Consider the following 15,301-nt stretch of genomic DNA (forward strand, 5'->3'; position numbering starts at 1 on the left):
GGACGATGAGTGAACAATCAACCCCTCGTCTCGGCCAATTCGTCAAGGTGCTTCGAGGTCGTGATGCGGGCAAGCTCGCAGTCATCATCGGCATTGAAGAATCGCGCTACGTCAATATAGCGGATGGGGACAAACGGAAGTTTGACCAGCCTAAGCGAAAAAACTTGCTTCATCTCGAGGTGCTACCCGAGACTAGCCATGAAGTTGTCCGAAGTTTACAGGAGAGCGGCCGGGTTACGAACAGTAAGCTCCGGTACGTCCTGACGAAATTTGCGGAAGAGTCAGCCGCTGCAGATGTTGAACAGAAAGGAGAATGACGTTGGCCAAGGAAGATGTAATTGAGGTGGAGGGCACGGTCATTGAGCCGTTGCCGAATGCAACGTTTCGAGTTGAGTTGGAGAACGGTCATCAAATTTTAGCCCATGTTTCCGGCAAGCTGCGGATGCACTTCATCCGTATACTGACAGGGGACAAAGTGGTCGTGCAACTTTCGCCATACGATTTGAGCAAAGGTCGCATCACATATCGGAAGTAGCGCCCGGCTATCGCCGAGGAGCACTTGCAGGCCGTCAGACGCGGGCTGGAGATACGGGTGCAACTTGATAACTAGGAGGTATTCAGCATGAAGGTAAGACCTTCTGTTAAGCCGATTTGCGAGAAATGCAAAGTCATTCGACGCAAAGGCAACGTTATGGTAATCTGTGAAAATCCGAAGCATAAACAAAAACAAGGATAAAAGAAGGGGGTGTAGCGTTAATGGCTCGTATAGCTGGTGTGGACTTGCCACGTGATAAACGCGTTGAGATCGCCTTAACATACATTTTCGGTATCGGAAAATCGACTTCTCAGAAAGTCATTGCGCAAGCTGGTGTGAACCCGGATACTCGCGTTCGCGATTTGACGGAAGACGAAGTGAACAAAATCCGTGAGGCGATTGACAAAAATGTAAAAGTAGAAGGTGACCTCCGCCGCGAGATCTCTTTGAACATCAAACGTTTGGTCGAAATCGGATCCTATCGCGGAATCCGCCATCGCCGCGGATTGCCTGTTCGTGGGCAACGTACGAAGACAAATGCTCGTACGCGTAAAGGCCCTCGTCGTACTGTAGCGAACAAGAAGAAGTAATAAGGGGGGATAACTAGCAATGGCTAAAGCGAAAAAAGTCGTACGCACAAAACGTCGTGATCGTAAAAATATTGAGACTGGTGTGGCTCACATTCGTTCTACGTTCAACAACACGATCGTGACGATTACTGACCCGCACGGCAACGCAATCTCTTGGGCAAGCTCCGGGAATTTGGGCTACAAAGGTTCCCGTAAATCGACTCCGTTCGCTGCGCAAATGGCTGCGGAGTCCGCTGCCAAAACGGCAATGGAACACGGCATGAAGTCGGTTGAGGTAATGGTTAAGGGCCCTGGCGCAGGTCGTGAAGCTGCCATCCGATCCCTGCAAGCTGCAGGCTTGGAAGTCAGCATGATCAAAGACGTTACGCCAATCCCGCATAACGGCTGCCGCCCGCCAAAACGTCGTCGCGTATAATGATGGCACACCGATGCGTGTAGTATTAAGCTAGCGCCTGTTGGGAATAATGGTTGTTTAGGCATACTGCATGAATCGACCGACCGTAGGTGTTTGACGTTGATAAACGCCAGCGACGTTTGAAGGAGGGTTATACAGTGATTGAGATCGAAAAGCCGAAAATTGAGACCGTGGACGTCAATGAGGAAGGCACATACGGCAAATTTGTCGTAGAACCGCTGGAGCGAGGATACGGAACGACGCTAGGTAACTCCCTGCGCCGTATTCTGCTCTCCTCCTTGCCCGGTGCTGCGGTGACGTCCGTCCAAATCGACGGTGTCCTGCACGAGTTCTCGACAATTCCAGGCGTCTATGAAGACGTAACGGAAATCATCTTGAACTTGAAGGCCCTGTCGCTCAAAATCCACTCCGATGAAGAGAAAGTTCTCGAAATCGATGCGGATGGCGAAGGGATTGTAACGGCTGGCGATATTCGAGCGGACAGCGATGTGGAAATTTTGAACCCGGATCTCCGCATTGCAACTTTAGCGCAAGGTTCCAGACTCCATATGCGAATCTTCGCAAATCGTGGTCGTGGGTATGTGCAGGCTGACGGGAACAAACGGGAAGACCAACCGATTGGTGTGATCCCGGTTGACTCGATATACACGCCGATCTCCCGCGTGAATTACAACGTGGAGAATACGCGTGTCGGCCAAGTGACGAACTACGACAAGTTAACCCTTGAAGTGTGGACGGATGGAAGCATTCGACCGGAAGAAGCGGTGAGCCTCGGTGCGAAGATTTTGACGGAGCACTTGATGCTGTTCGTAGGATTGACGGATGAAGCGAAAGACGCGGAAATTATGGTTGAAAAAGAGGAAGACAAAAAAGAGAAAGTGCTTGAGATGACAATCGAAGAGCTCGATCTCTCCGTTCGTTCCTACAACTGCTTGAAGCGTGCAGGCATCAATACGGTTCAAGAGCTGATTACGAAGACCGAAGAAGATATGATGAAGGTCCGGAACCTGGGCCGCAAATCTTTGGAGGAAGTTCAAGAGAAGCTCGAAGAACTCGGCTTGGGCCTTCGCATGGAAGACTAACAGGAACTTGGCTTAGAAGGAGGGGAAATAGCAATGGCATACCAAAAGTTGGGTCGTGATTCCAGTGCCCGTAAAGCATTGTTCCGCGACTTGGTAACTGATTTGTTCTTGTATGAGCGCATTCAGACGACGGAAGCGAAAGCGAAAGAAGTTCGCTCCATCGCGGAGAAGCTCATTACGCTGGCGAAACGTGGTGATCTGCATGCTCGCCGTCAGGTGGCTGCATTCGTTCGTCGCGAGACTCTGAACGGAGAACAGGATGCAATCCAGAAGTTGTTCTCGGATATTGCTCCACGCTACGCAGAACGTCCAGGCGGATACACCCGCATCATGAAATTGGGACCGCGCCGCGGCGATTCTGCGCCTATGGTGTACTTGGAACTGGTTGACCGCGCGTAAGTTCGCGGTCCTGTTTAGCGATACGATAACGACGCAGCAGCGGCGTGAAAGAAGGCTCCCATGAGGAGCTTTTCTTTTTAATCGCCTCGGGACGCGGTCGTCAGCGGACCAGGCACCCCGATGCCATGCATGCGGTTCACCACGGAGGTGCTATATGCGTAACATTGGAATGCTGTTGAGCTATGACGGCACGGGATACAGCGGTTACCAGACGCAGCCGGGTCGGGATACGATACAAGGACGTATCGAAGAAGCGATTCACATGTTGACGAAGGAGCATGCGGCCGTTACGGCTTCCGGGCGTACGGATGCCGGCGTGCATGCGCTCGGGCAAGTGGTTAACTTCGCGACCGAGTCATCGATACCCATCGAACGTTGGTGCGCCGCGATGAATTCGCGTCTGCCCGATGACATTGTCATCCGGGATGCATGGGAAGCTCCCGAATCGTTCCATGCCCGATTCTCAGCGAAGCGCAAGACGTATCGTTATTCAATCCTGGCGGAGCGGACGCGTGATGTTTTCCGGCGCAATGTGGAATTCCATCATCCCGCACCGCTTGATATTGAGGCGATGCGGCAGGCGCTTCAGCACTTCGTTGGAGAGCATGACTTTACGTCAGTCGCATCGCCCAAATCACCGAAACTAACCAATGTGCGCATGATTTACGAGGTGCGCTTGGAGCATGAACCGAACGCGAACCATGAGCCTGGCCGGGGCCGGATTCATGTGTTCGTGACGGGGAACGGCTTCTTGTACAACATGGTACGCATCATTGCGGGTACCTTGATCTGGGTGGGCGAGGGTAAGTTCTCTCCTGATGATATTGTACCCATTCTTGCAGCGAAAAACCGGGAGTCCGCAGGACCGACGGCAGTGCCTCACGGCCTGACGCTGTGGAGTGTTGAATATGACGGAGAAGACCGGTTGGTTCAGGCCGTCCCGGTTCTTGCCGAAGGGAAAAAAGACCTTGCATAATAGCACCGAATACGGTAAAATAACATCTGTGTTTCTTTAGGCTTTCCCACGGCCCCGCAAAGAAATCACGCTGCCTATGGGCAGTTTTTGACAGATTTTGTGACAGATCAAGAGAAAGAACGTACTGAACGAATATACACACGAACTATCGTAACGATGGTAATGAATAAAGATTGTGATATGCGACGCAGTGTGCCGTTCACACTGTATCGAAGGTCATCAGAGGAGGATGTTTCATGCGTACCACATATATGGCGAAGCCAGCTGAAGTTGAGCGCAAATGGTTCGTTATCGACGCAACTGGCAAGACACTCGGTCGCCTTGCTTCTGAAGCAGCGGCTCTTATCCGCGGCAAGCACAAGCCGACATTTACACCACATGTTGACGGCGGCGACTTCGTCGTTGTTATCAACGCAGAGAAAATCGTCTTGTCCGGCAACAAGTTGCAAGACAAGAAATACTATCGTCACTCCCTCTATCCAGGCGGTCTGAAAGTGACAAGCGCACAGGAAATGCTGAACAAGAAGCCTGAGCGTATGATTGAACTTGCGGTTCAAGGCATGCTGCCAAAAACGCGCATGGGCAACAAAATGAAGCTTCGCATCAAAGCATATGCCGGCGCAGAACACCCGCATCAAGCACAACAACCTGAAGTTTACGAACTTCGCGGATAATAGAAAGGGGAGGACAGTTTCATGGCACAAGTACAATACTATGGGACAGGTCGTCGCAAGCACTCGGTAGCACGTGTTCGTCTCGTACCGGGCGAAGGCCGCATCGTGATTAATAAACGTGACATTAACGAATACTTCGGTTTGGAAACGTTGAAGCTGATTGTAAAGCAGCCGCTGAACCTTACTGAGACTCTTGGCAAATATGATGTAATCGTATTGGCTCACGGAGGTGGAACCTCCGGACAAGCAGGAGCTATCCGTCACGGGATTTCCCGTGCGCTCCTTAAGGCAGATCCGGAACTGCGTTCTTCCTTGAAGAAAGCAGGATTCCTGACTCGTGATCCACGCATGAAAGAGCGTAAAAAATACGGCCTCAAAGCGGCTCGCCGCGCGCCTCAGTTCTCGAAGCGTTAAGAAGCCTGTTATATCAACGATTATCGCCCTTGGCCCTTGCTGGTCAGGGGCTTTTCATTTGTTCCAGAGGCCTCAAGAACCGTTCGTCACCAACCTTTCTTCCGGGCATACAGTGTATAGATGTTTACCCAAGAAGGAGGAAGCCATGATGAACGATACCGTGCTGCAAGCAGCGGATGTGACGTTGGCCGCCGATTCCAATCAGGTACTCACTTATAAGCGTGATCCGTACAATTACATTACGCAGCTGTTCGGGGAACAGCTCCCTGCGATAAGAAATGGACTTTTCAATGTCCATATGACCAGGGGCATTATTATACAGCCGCATTGGCATACGAATGTGACGGAAACGGTGTTTGTTATTAGCGGTGAAGTCATTACGGCGGTGTTTAACCCGTTTGCGCGTAAGCTGATGGTCTATCATCTGAGGCCAGGCCAAATCTCCATCTTCCCGAAAGGCTGGTTTCATTGGATTATTGCCGAATCCAACCAAGCTCATATCCTTACAATTTTCGATCATCCAACTCCGGATATTGTGTTTGGATCGGATTTCCTGCGGGCCGTGCCCAAGGAAGTGATGCAGCGCGCCTATTGCGTGAACGCAGAGGACTATGCAAAAGCGGTCGCTCCGATTACGGAATCGCTGATTCTCGGCCCTCCTCCCGGGTGTATGCAGCGATCGTATGATCCGACGGGCATGCATCACGACGCAAGGCCCTATTATTGAACCCTCCTTGTGCCTGCCGCCGGAACCCTATATTCCCGACTCCCCCTCTTTCCGCACAGGGAAACAGGGGTTTTGTTATATATGCGGACGGTTGCATCCGTTATAATGAGAAGTTCTCAATTCAAGTCTTGCAATGGTGGGACAGGAGGAAAGGCGATGAGATCACAAAAGAGGACGGAGCAGCGCTTGCTCTCCGCAAGCGAGAATTGTCAGCGGAACGAGGAGACGAGTGGCACGAGCGGATCTGTCTTCGATCCGGGCGTTCGGGATCGGGCCTATTGGCTGCATTCGCTGGAGCGATTGGCGACGCCAGTCTTGAAGGCGCTTGCAGAGCGGCGCTTGCAACGGGATATGCCGCTGGAGAGCAGCGGTGACGGTCGCGGCCAGTTCGCCGGGCTGGAGGTGTTCGGCCGCTTGATGGCCGGCATCTCGCCTTGGCTGGCGCTGACGGACGGTCTCCCGGAGGAGGCGGCACTGCGGGAGCGGATGAAGGGATGGTATATGCAGGCGATCGATGCGGGCACCGCGCCGGATTCACCGGACCGGCTGAACTTCAGCGAAGGGTATCAACCGCTGTGGATGCGGCTTTTCTGGCTCAGGCGCTGCTAAGGGCCCCGGAAGCACTGTGGCTTCCGCTGGGCGATAGAGTCCGCCACCAGCTCATTCATGCATTGCGAGAGACGCGGCGCATCCGGCCGCACTATAACAATTGGCTGCTGTTCTCTGGGGCTATCGAGGCGTTCCTGCACCAAGCGGGTGAAGCCGATTGGGATGCGATGCGGATCGATTACGCCTTGAAGCAGCACGAGTCATGGTATGCGGGCGATGGCGCCTATGGAGACGGTCCGGCCTATCACGCCGACTATTACAACAGCTTTGTCATCCAGCCGATGCTGGTGGACATCTTGACGGCGGTCGGCCATCGCTACCCGGACTGGGAACGTATGAAGGCGGCGGTATGGAAGCGCGCCAAGCGGCATGCCGGGTAATTGGAACGAATGATCTCGCCGGAGGGACCTTCCCGTCTCTCGGACGATCGCTCGCTTACCGCTGCGGCGTGTTCCAGTTGTTGACACAGCTGACCTGGCTGGATCGGCTGCCGCCCTCATTGTCGCCGGCGCAGGTGCGCTGCGGCTTGACAGCCGTCATGAGGCGCATGCTGGAGGCGGAAGGAACCTTCACTGCGGATGGGTGGCTGACCATCGGCTTCTGCGGCCATCAGCCAAGTATCGGAGAAGCCTACATATCGCCGGGCAGTCTTTATTTATGCTCGACGGTCTTGCTGCCGCTCGGTCTCTCTCCCGTTCATTCATTCTGGCAAGGGGAGGGAGCTTGGACCTCGCGCAAGGCATGGTCCGGAGAAGCGTTCCCCATGGATGAGGCAATAGCGGATTAGCAAGCAGAAGCAGTCGTCTTACAGAATAGAATCAGCATTGGGGATCGGGCTTGAACGGCAAGCCCGATTTTTGTTGTCTGTAAACATTCACCTGGGGCAATGTCCCGGTATATGCTGTAACATCGAGACGTTGCATATCGATGCGGAAAAATAAATTGACAAAGATAGGAAAGTAATTATAATTAAATAAACAAAACACATTGAAAAACTCGGAATAATTCATAAGTGGAGGAGCGACACATGAATCTGTTGGAAAAGGAAGCGTTGGCGCAGGAAAAAGCAGAGCAATTCGAGCATACAGCTCCGGAAGAACTGATTGCCTGGGCGGTCGAGACATTTCCGAAATTGACCTTCGCATGCAGCTTCGGCGCGGAAGACGTTGTCCTGGTGGATATGCTGCAGCGCATCAGCCCGTCAACCGATATATTCTATTTGGATACTGACTTTCACTTCCGGGAGACTTATGAGACGCGCGACCGGCTGAGCGAGCGTTACAATCTGGAGTTCGTCCGCGTTGCTTCGGCGATCTCGCCGGAGGAGCAGGTCGAACTGCATGGGGATGCGCTATGGGAGCGAGAGCCGAATCTATGCTGCAGTATACGGAAGGTCGAGCCGTTGACCGGCATTCTCGGGCAATATGATGCCTGGATTACCGGAATTCGCCGCGAACAGGCACCAACCCGGGCCAATGCCAAGAAGGTCGAGTATGATACGAAGTTCGGCCTGATGAAGTTCAATCCGCTTGCCGCGTGGACCTCCGAAGACGTGTGGAACTACATTCATTCGCATGACGTCGTCTACAATCCGCTGCATGACCTGAATTACCCCAGCATCGGCTGCAGCTACTGCACGCGTCAGGTGCTGCCTGGAGAAGATCCGCGCGCCGGTCGCTGGTCCGGAACCGGGAAGGTGGAATGCGGGCTTCATCAGCAATAAGCGAAGGGAGAACGAATAATGACTACAATCCTGCCGCATGGCGGACAACTCATCTCCAGACTCGTCCCGGAAGCGGAGGCCGGGCGAATCGAGCAGGAGGCTGCGGGGCTTCCCGCCATACGAATCAACCGACGAACGCTGTCCGATGCCGATCTCATTGCCATAGGGGCATTTTCTCCCTTACAGGGCTTCATGAACGAAGAAGATTACCGTCATGTCGTGGAACGGATGAGACTCGCGGACGGTACAATGTGGAGCCTTCCGATTACGCTCCCGGTCCAGGCGGAGACCGCACACGCCTTGCGCATCGGCGAAGAAGCCGCCCTCATTGGTGAAGAGGATGACGTATTGTACGGAACGATCGAGGTGCAGAGCATCTTCGAGATCGATCCATATCAAGAGGCGGAGCAGGTGTTCCGCACGACCGATACCGCTCATCCCGGCGTCCAGAAGCTGCTGGAGCGCCCGACGTTCTGTGTCGGCGGAAGCATTCGCTTGCTGCGCAGGCCGAAGCCAGAACGCTTCGGCGAGTATTACTTCGATCCGGCCGAGACGCGACAGATCTTCCGGGAACGCGGCTGGCGAACCGTCGTCGGCTTCCAGACCCGCAATCCGGTTCATCGGGCTCACGAGTATATCCAGAAGAGTGCGATGGAGATTGTCGATGCGCTGTTCCTCAATCCGCTCGTAGGCGAGACGAAGTCCGACGATGTGCCTGCGGATGTACGTATGCTCAGTTATGTTAGTCTGCTGGAGCATTACTATCCGAGAGATCGGGTCTTTCTCGGCGTCTTCCCCGCCGCGATGCGGTACGCGGGCCCGAGAGAGGCGATTTTTCACGCCATTGTCCGCAAAAATTACGGCTGTACCCACTTCATCGTCGGCCGCGATCACGCCGGCGTAGGCGATTATTACGGAACTTATGAAGCGCAGCATATTTTCCGTGAATTCGAGCCGGAAGAGCTCGGCATCATGCCGCTCTTCTTCGAGCACAGCTTCTATTGCACCGCTTGCGGCAATATGGCATCCAGCAAGACATGCCCACATCCGAAGGAGCGGCATGTCGCCTTGTCCGGGACGAAGGTACGCGAGATGCTGCGGAACGGCATTTGCCCGCCGCCTGAATTTTCGCGTCCGGAAGTGGCCCGGATCCTGATCGAAGGCATGTCGGAACCGGCCAATCTGAAGGCGTAGACCCGATCCCTCCACCTAGCTATGGTTAGTATAAATCGATGTATATTTGTCCACCTTGTCCCATATAGATGATTAGTGTCTGTATGGGAACGGAGGTGGACTTTTTGTATGATCAAATGGAATGAAAAGCGAAGCAAAAAAACAACAATTCTATGGATACCGCTGGGAAGCGTGCGTAAATGGCTCGTCAGCATCTGCCTTGTGCTGGCTGTCATCGCCATCATGACCGCCGAAATGCCGGCCACGAAGACATGGACCTATTGGACGATTCCGTTATCCGGCAAGGTCGTCATCATTGATGCGGGTCATGGAGGTCCGGATGGCGGCGCGGTCAGCAAACAAGGGGTGATTGAGAAAGATATTAATCTCTCTATCGCTTTATATTTGCGCGATTATTTGCAGCAGGCGGGAGCAGTCGTCTTTATGACCCGGGAAGGGGACTACGATCTGGCTGCCCCGGACACAAAAGGATATTCGAAGCGCAAGGCAGAAGACTTGAAGCGGCGCGTCAGCTTCGTTCAGGAAAGGAAAGCAGACATTCTGATTAGTCTGCATATGAATAGCATCCCGTCGGGCAAGTGGAGCGGCGCCCAATCGTTCTATACGAAGCGGCACCCGGAGAGCGAGCGTCTGGCCAAATGGATCCAGTCCGAGATCCGGAACAATCTCGAAAATACGGATCGGGTGGCCAAGCCGGTAGATCGGCGCTTATATCTGATGGATCACATCGAGATTCCGTCGGCGCTCGTGGAGGTGGGATTCCTCTCGAATCTGGAAGAATCCCGGAAGCTGGCCGACGAACAGTATCAGCGCAAGGTCGCAGCCTCGGTCTACAAAGGAATACTCCGCTTTATGGCGGGGGAAAACATTGGTAAATAGAGTTCCTATGATATAATAGACTGCGTAACGAAGCAGCATGTCCGCCTGCTGACCTTGATAGAGACGAGGTGCCATCATGATCACGAAAGAAGATATTTTGCAAGCGCTGCATGGATTAACAGAGCCCGTGACAGGCCAGGAATTGACTCATATTCAATGGATTCGCGATCTGATGATCAAGCCGGGAGAGGTGAAGCTAACCGCCCTGATCGCTCCCCAGGCTGCGGATGCAGAAGCGCGAGAGCGGCTTACCCGCGAGATTAAGACACGTTTGTCATCACTTGGCCTGGACGATGTCCATGTCCGCATCCGCCTGGCGACGGCGGCGGAGCTGCAAGCCATCGGCGTGCAGCCAGCCGAAGAAACACAGGGATCAGGCGCAGAGCCCGCAGGGCATGGAGCGGGGATGGAGCGGCATCCGCTGCTCAATCCGGCTTCAGGCGTACAATTCATCGCCGTCGCCAGCGGCAAGGGCGGCGTCGGCAAATCGACCGTCACCGTCAATCTGGCGGTTGCTCTGGCCCGGCTGGGCAAGCGGGTCGGACTCATCGATGCCGACATCTATGGCTTCAGTGTCCCTGATATGATGGGGATTGAAGACCGCCCGATCGTCCAGGACAACATGGTGATCCCGATTGAACGGTTCGGCGTCAAAGTGATGTCGATGGGCTTTTTCGTGGAAGACAATAGTCCGGTTGTATGGCGCGGCCCGATGCTGGGCAAAATGCTTCGCAATTTCTTCCAGGAGGTGGAGTGGGGCGAGCTTGATATCGTGCTGCTTGATCTCCCTCCGGGAACTGGAGATATTGCGCTGGACATTCACCAGATGATTCCTCACAGCAAGGAGATTATCGTCACGACCCCTCATTCGACAGCTGCCTTCGTCGCAGCCCGGGCCGGTTCGATGGCGCTCCATACGAAGCATGACATCCTCGGCGTCGTGGAAAATATGGCTTACGTCGAGTGCGGGCAATGCGGAGACAAGCAGTACGTATTCGGCCGCGGAGGCGGGGGCAAGCTCGCGGAAGCGCTTCACGCCGATCTGCTGGCCCAGATTCCGCTCGGTTCGCCGGACAATCACCCGGCAGAGCCGGACTTCTCGCCTTCGGTATACAAGGCGGATTCGGCTATCGGGAAGCTGTATACCGAGCTAGCCGAAGAAGTCGTTCGGCGCTTGTCCTGAACGGCATCATCGCTGCATACAAAAGGACTCCCGTGTGGAGTCCTTTGCATTTACAGGGGAGGGGAAGCCTATGAACCGGAGCTGCCGCCGCCGGATTCGCCTCCGCCCTCTTCTTTTCCGCCTCCGCCTCCACCTCCGCCTTCTTGACCACCCTTGCCGCCTTCACCTTCCTGCTTTTTCTTTTCTTCCGGCTGAAGCTCTTCCTTGACGACTTTGCTTAATAAATCCATGACTTCAAGCTTGAACAGCGGGCTGCCCATGGCATCCTTGACAAGCGTCATCATCTGCTTGCGATATTCCGGGGTCTTCATCATCTCAAGGTAAGCCTTCGTCATATCGGGAGATTTCAGCATTTCGCCGAACGACTGCTGGTATGTCGGATCTTTAATTAACGCTTTATGGAGCTCCTTATTTTCTTTATTGACGGCTTTGGCGAATTCTCCGGCGAATTTGGGATCCTTCATAACCTCCTCGATCACCTTCTCATACTCGGGAGATACGAGCGTATCCTTCACTGCCGTACGAATCTGCTCCTGCTGTTGCATCGTCATCGCCTGCATCTGCATGCCGCCGCCAGATCCTCCGGATGATGCCGATTGCACGGCTTTTTGGCCTTCTTCGCTCTTGAGAATATCGATAACCATGCTTTTTATTTCTTTATAATCCATGGTGCTCTGAGCAGCGGGCTGTTCGGCCCCGCAGCTGGTAAGGAGCAGCATCATCATGGCGCCAACCATTGCGAGACGGATAAATGATGTCTTCATGGCACGGCACTCCTTTCTGTCCCATTCATGCCTTCACGCGTAGTATGGCAGGACGAATTGTGAATTATGTTTGACAGTTATAGTTTTTTGCTGAGAACCTTGGTAAAATAATGAACATTGCGGAGGTGCAGTGCCTTGACGTTGAAAAAATGGTTTTATTTGTTTTGGACCACGCTCCTTATCGGAGGCGGAATCACATTAGTGATGGGTCTGTCCCTGCAAATCATTCAGGGGGAGTTCCAAAATTTCACTGGCCCGATGGACGGGGTATTGAATGTAGTGCAGCTGATTTTGAGCGGCTTTACTGTAAGCGTATACTCGCAGATGGGTTTTTTCGCGTATCTTACGTTGAATTTCATTGCCATCGGGTTGTTCAAAAAAGCTTGGCCGTACATACAAGTGGTGCTCACCGTCATTGCTCTGCTCGATTTGATGTTCCTGCGCATGCTGCTTGCGGATAATGGATCGCAGCGGGGCGGAGACGCGATGAACGATATTTTGCTTGGTCTGGCCGTGCTCGCAGTTGCCCTGATCGTCGGTTATTTTAAAGTCAAGGCAACCAACAGGACCGCATTCATTCCTACCTTATTCTTCATGATCGCCATTACGACGGTCGAGACGCTGTCTGCCTTGAATATTAGCGGGATTGCGACCTGGTACGTCTATCTGCCGCTCGCGGCATGCAACGCCTATCAGGTGCTGATGCTGAACCGGATACTGGGAACACCAAAAAGCTGACGGAATTCCGTCAGCTTTTTTTCATGCGGCAAGGCAAAGGTGCATATGCTACATTCCAACAGCCTTATGCAGGTGCTCGCTCATCGTCGTCTTGTCCTCGATCGGCTTGCTCTTCATGTCGGTCTGCTGAATCAGCTCCGATACGGTGACGAATTCATATCCTTTGGCCCGCAGACTGTCGATGATGTTGGGAAGAGCGAGATGGGTCTGCTTGCATGAATCGCTGGCATGGAGCAAGACGATATCTCCGGGGTGGGCTTTGCCGACGACGCGCTTGACGATCGTATCGACGCCCGGGTTTTTCCAATCCAATGAGTCGGTATCCCATTGAATGACTTTGTAGTTCAGCTTGTCGGCGATCCGGAGCACCCGCTTGTCGAAATCGCCGTTCGGCATCCGGATCAGATTGGCATCCTGACCAGTAACCTCCTTGAGATGATGATGGGCGGTCGTGATTTGCTTGCGAATCTCCTCATCGCTTAGGCTGCTGTAGTTGACATGCTTATGGCCGTGACTTCCGATTTCATAACCGGCGCTCACCATTTTTTTCACAATATCGGGATGCGTCTTGCTCCATGGGGAGGACAGGAAGAATGTCGCTTTGTTCACGCCCTTTTCCTTTAGTATCTGAAGGATCGGCTCAGCACGCTTATCGCCCCAGCTGATATCGAAGGTCAGAGCAATGACTTTTTTGTCAGTCGGCACACTGTAAATCGCGGAAGGGTTGGATTCGGAGAAGACGGTAATGTTGTCGCTTTCCACATATACCACACCGGCGGCCAGCAGTGCAGCAGCAATGATGAAAAAGACGCGTTTGATTTTTTTGCCGCTAAATACGTAAAAAGAACTCATGCAAGTGCGCTCCTCTCGTTACGATGAATAGGATACGGATCATAAGCTGCAAGCTTGTCACGCTTGTTTAGTACACTGTATGCTTGGGGTATTAAAATATGACAGCTCTTACCGGGCAGCAACCCGAATTCGATCGGGTGCAACGGTCTGGCGCGGAGCGGGAAAGGATAGAACTTATGTTGTCATTGCGTTCATGGTGGAAGACATTGGCCGAATTGCGCTGGTATTTGCTAGCGTCCGTGTTGCTGTTCGCAGTTGGCTATGTGCTCGGGAACCGGCTTGATGTTCTACAGAAGTTCGTAACTGATCAACTGGCTGGACTCGGACAGGTGAAGGAGCAGCTGATGAAGTCTGACAATCAGGAGCTGTCGTTCTTCGTATTCATCTTTTACAATAATGCGATCAAAGCGGTTATGATCATGTTTGCCGGATTTCTGTTCGGATTGCTTCCTGCTTTCTTCCTTGTGGTCAACGGGATGGTTATCGGTTTTCTCCTGCGCATGATGGATGTGATGGGGCAGAATATCACGGAGATGGTGTTCAAAGGACTGCTTCCGCATGGGATATTGGAAATCCCGGCTATCCTTATCGCTGCGGCCTATGGATTGAAGTTCGGCGTTCTCGTAATGCAGAAGCTGTTCGGTTCAAGGCTTCGACGGTCGAACATCTCTCTCATTGAATGGGCAAAGCGGACCGGAGCGGGAGCGGTATGGGTGACGGTTGTCTTGTTGATCGCGGCTATTATCGAGAGCACCGTTACGTTATGGTTGATGTCCCCGTAGCAACAGATGACGGGCAGAGTAGGAGACATGCATCGGCAGCGAGAGTTCGCATCGACTTGTGATAAAACTTCGCAAATTTGAGCATAACAGTAAAGCGGCATCCTTTGGCTTCCGGGGAAGGATATGCCATTGAGGAATGGACCGCTGTTACACTGCTGCAGGATAAGCGTTGAACTGTCGGTGAGGGAGGTTTTGTTGCGATGTTGGGTTTCCTGTTTAATGATAATGAATGCCGAGAATTAGAATATATGCTTCGCAAGGAATTGGATGAGATGTTGTTCGATTTGAGTGATAACCGCTTGGATTCGGAGGTGCGCCAGGCGATTTCCCGCCGGTATCGCACGGTATTCCGCATGTATGCGCGCATAGCGTCGCCGAAGGACTTGTCGAAATACGCACGCAATCACCGGATCGTTCCGATGTGACCGTGATGCCGCCCCGAGTAGGGGAGGCTTGGCCGAGAGGAAAGGGAAGCATCCGGCCGCATCGGACAAAAAGCCAGGAAAAGTGTTGACTGGACAGCGGAAATATGATAAATTATTTTTCGTTCCCCTGTCGTTTTATGCGTGGTATCGCATGATAGATAAGGTGAAAACATGAATCGAAAAACTTTTTTAAAAAAAAGGTATTGCGTTCGGTTCGAGAGTATGATATATTATAAAAGTCGCCGCTGAACGGCGGTGAAAAAAAGAAAGCAACTTACTGATGAAGTTGGTTGCCGGATTGTTCTTTGAAAACTGAACAACGAGTGATGTTTGTGCAAGA

20 protein-coding genes and 1 pseudogene are annotated in these 15,301 nt (G+C 52.9%); 19 read left to right on the forward strand and 2 right to left on the reverse strand.

Translation table 11 applies throughout. The features are described 5' to 3' along the window. The first annotated feature begins 5 nt into the window (after positions 1-5). From DQX05_RS25850 to DQX05_RS25925, 16 genes and pseudogenes are all read left to right on the forward strand, one after another. A complete protein-coding gene (locus tag DQX05_RS25850; RefSeq protein ID WP_119796199.1) occupies positions 6-317 on the forward strand; it encodes a KOW domain-containing RNA-binding protein in 312 nt (103 codons plus the stop codon). A gap of 2 nt (positions 318-319) precedes the next feature. After that, positions 320-535 carry a translation initiation factor IF-1 gene (infA, locus tag DQX05_RS25855; RefSeq protein ID WP_006676514.1) on the forward strand — a complete coding sequence of 72 codons (216 nt, stop codon included), beginning with the start codon at positions 320-322 and terminating at the stop codon, positions 533-535. 87 nt (positions 536-622) lie between these two features. Beyond that, on the forward strand, positions 623-736 hold the full coding sequence (rpmJ, locus tag DQX05_RS25860; RefSeq protein ID WP_003333770.1) for a 50S ribosomal protein L36: 114 nt from the start codon (positions 623-625) through the stop codon (positions 734-736). 20 nt (positions 737-756) lie between these two features. Continuing rightward, on the forward strand, positions 757-1,125 hold the full coding sequence (gene rpsM, locus DQX05_RS25865) for a 30S ribosomal protein S13 (RefSeq protein ID WP_087444242.1): 369 nt from the start codon (positions 757-759) through the stop codon (positions 1,123-1,125). A gap of 19 nt (positions 1,126-1,144) precedes the next feature. After that, positions 1,145-1,540, forward strand: a complete 396-nt coding sequence (gene rpsK, locus DQX05_RS25870; protein ID WP_087444243.1) for a 30S ribosomal protein S11 — start codon at positions 1,145-1,147, stop codon at positions 1,538-1,540. Positions 1,541-1,677: 137 nt separating this feature from the next. After that, entirely contained in the window at positions 1,678-2,622 is a 945-nt protein-coding gene (locus DQX05_RS25875; protein WP_006676517.1) for a DNA-directed RNA polymerase subunit alpha, read from the forward strand. A 33-nt stretch (positions 2,623-2,655) separates the two neighbouring features. Next, on the forward strand, positions 2,656-3,021 hold the full coding sequence (gene rplQ, locus DQX05_RS25880) for a 50S ribosomal protein L17 (RefSeq protein WP_119796200.1): 366 nt from the start codon (positions 2,656-2,658) through the stop codon (positions 3,019-3,021). Positions 3,022-3,175: 154 nt separating this feature from the next. Then, complete coding sequence (gene truA / locus DQX05_RS25885; RefSeq protein ID WP_119796201.1) at positions 3,176-3,997, forward strand: tRNA pseudouridine(38-40) synthase TruA; 822 nt, start codon at positions 3,176-3,178, stop codon at positions 3,995-3,997. Positions 3,998-4,233: 236 nt separating this feature from the next. Beyond that, on the forward strand, positions 4,234-4,671 hold the full coding sequence (gene rplM, locus DQX05_RS25890; protein ID WP_006676520.1) for a 50S ribosomal protein L13: 438 nt from the start codon (positions 4,234-4,236) through the stop codon (positions 4,669-4,671). 21 nt (positions 4,672-4,692) lie between these two features. Continuing rightward, positions 4,693-5,085, forward strand: coding sequence for a 30S ribosomal protein S9 (gene rpsI / locus DQX05_RS25895; protein ID WP_087444246.1), 393 nt, complete (start codon positions 4,693-4,695; stop codon positions 5,083-5,085). Positions 5,086-5,230: 145 nt separating this feature from the next. Further along, the gene (locus DQX05_RS25900) at positions 5,231-5,812 is read left to right on the forward strand and encodes a cupin domain-containing protein (protein ID WP_397336068.1); all 582 of its coding nucleotides are present in this window, start codon (positions 5,231-5,233) and stop codon (positions 5,810-5,812) included. A gap of 156 nt (positions 5,813-5,968) precedes the next feature. Beyond that, a pseudogene (locus DQX05_RS25905) lies at positions 5,969-7,208 on the forward strand (DUF2264 domain-containing protein). Between the two features lie 240 nt (positions 7,209-7,448). Further along, positions 7,449-8,144: a phosphoadenylyl-sulfate reductase gene (locus DQX05_RS25910; RefSeq protein WP_119796203.1), complete on the forward strand. Its 696-nt coding sequence runs from the start codon at positions 7,449-7,451 to the stop codon at positions 8,142-8,144. A gap of 18 nt (positions 8,145-8,162) precedes the next feature. Further along, positions 8,163-9,338 (forward strand): sulfate adenylyltransferase, encoded by a 1,176-nt coding sequence (sat, locus tag DQX05_RS25915; protein WP_119796204.1) that lies wholly within the window; start codon positions 8,163-8,165, stop codon positions 9,336-9,338. Between the two features lie 108 nt (positions 9,339-9,446). After that, positions 9,447-10,217, forward strand: coding sequence for an N-acetylmuramoyl-L-alanine amidase CwlD (cwlD, locus tag DQX05_RS25920; protein WP_119796205.1), 771 nt, complete (start codon positions 9,447-9,449; stop codon positions 10,215-10,217). Positions 10,218-10,293: 76 nt separating this feature from the next. Beyond that, positions 10,294-11,400, forward strand: a complete 1,107-nt coding sequence (locus DQX05_RS25925) for an Mrp/NBP35 family ATP-binding protein (RefSeq protein WP_119796206.1) — start codon at positions 10,294-10,296, stop codon at positions 11,398-11,400. Between the two features lie 68 nt (positions 11,401-11,468). Here the strand turns inward: DQX05_RS25925 and gerD are convergent, their stop codons facing one another. Then, positions 11,469-12,164 carry a spore germination lipoprotein GerD gene (gene gerD, locus DQX05_RS25930; RefSeq protein ID WP_119796207.1) on the reverse strand — a complete coding sequence of 232 codons (696 nt, stop codon included), beginning with the start codon at positions 12,162-12,164 and terminating at the stop codon, positions 11,469-11,471. A gap of 135 nt (positions 12,165-12,299) precedes the next feature. Between gerD and DQX05_RS25935 the strand changes: the two genes are divergently transcribed. After that, on the forward strand, positions 12,300-12,902 hold the full coding sequence (locus tag DQX05_RS25935) for a KinB-signaling pathway activation protein (RefSeq protein WP_119796208.1): 603 nt from the start codon (positions 12,300-12,302) through the stop codon (positions 12,900-12,902). 48 nt (positions 12,903-12,950) lie between these two features. Here the strand turns inward: DQX05_RS25935 and pdaB are convergent, their stop codons facing one another. Further along, positions 12,951-13,754, reverse strand: a complete 804-nt coding sequence (pdaB, locus tag DQX05_RS25940) for a polysaccharide deacetylase family sporulation protein PdaB (protein ID WP_119796209.1) — start codon at positions 13,752-13,754, stop codon at positions 12,951-12,953. Positions 13,755-13,930: 176 nt separating this feature from the next. Here pdaB and DQX05_RS25945 point away from each other — a divergent pair, with 176 nt between their 5' ends. Further along, the gene (locus tag DQX05_RS25945; protein ID WP_182914904.1) at positions 13,931-14,536 is read left to right on the forward strand and encodes a stage II sporulation protein M; all 606 of its coding nucleotides are present in this window, start codon (positions 13,931-13,933) and stop codon (positions 14,534-14,536) included. 200 nt (positions 14,537-14,736) lie between these two features. Then, positions 14,737-14,961 (forward strand): hypothetical protein, encoded by a 225-nt coding sequence (locus DQX05_RS25950; protein WP_119796211.1) that lies wholly within the window; start codon positions 14,737-14,739, stop codon positions 14,959-14,961. The last annotated feature ends 340 nt before the right edge of the window (positions 14,962-15,301 follow it).

Origin of the sequence: Paenibacillus thiaminolyticus (assembly GCF_003591545.1) — a bacterium.
Taxonomy (GTDB): Bacteria; Bacillota; Bacilli; order Paenibacillales; family Paenibacillaceae; genus Paenibacillus_B; species Paenibacillus_B thiaminolyticus_A.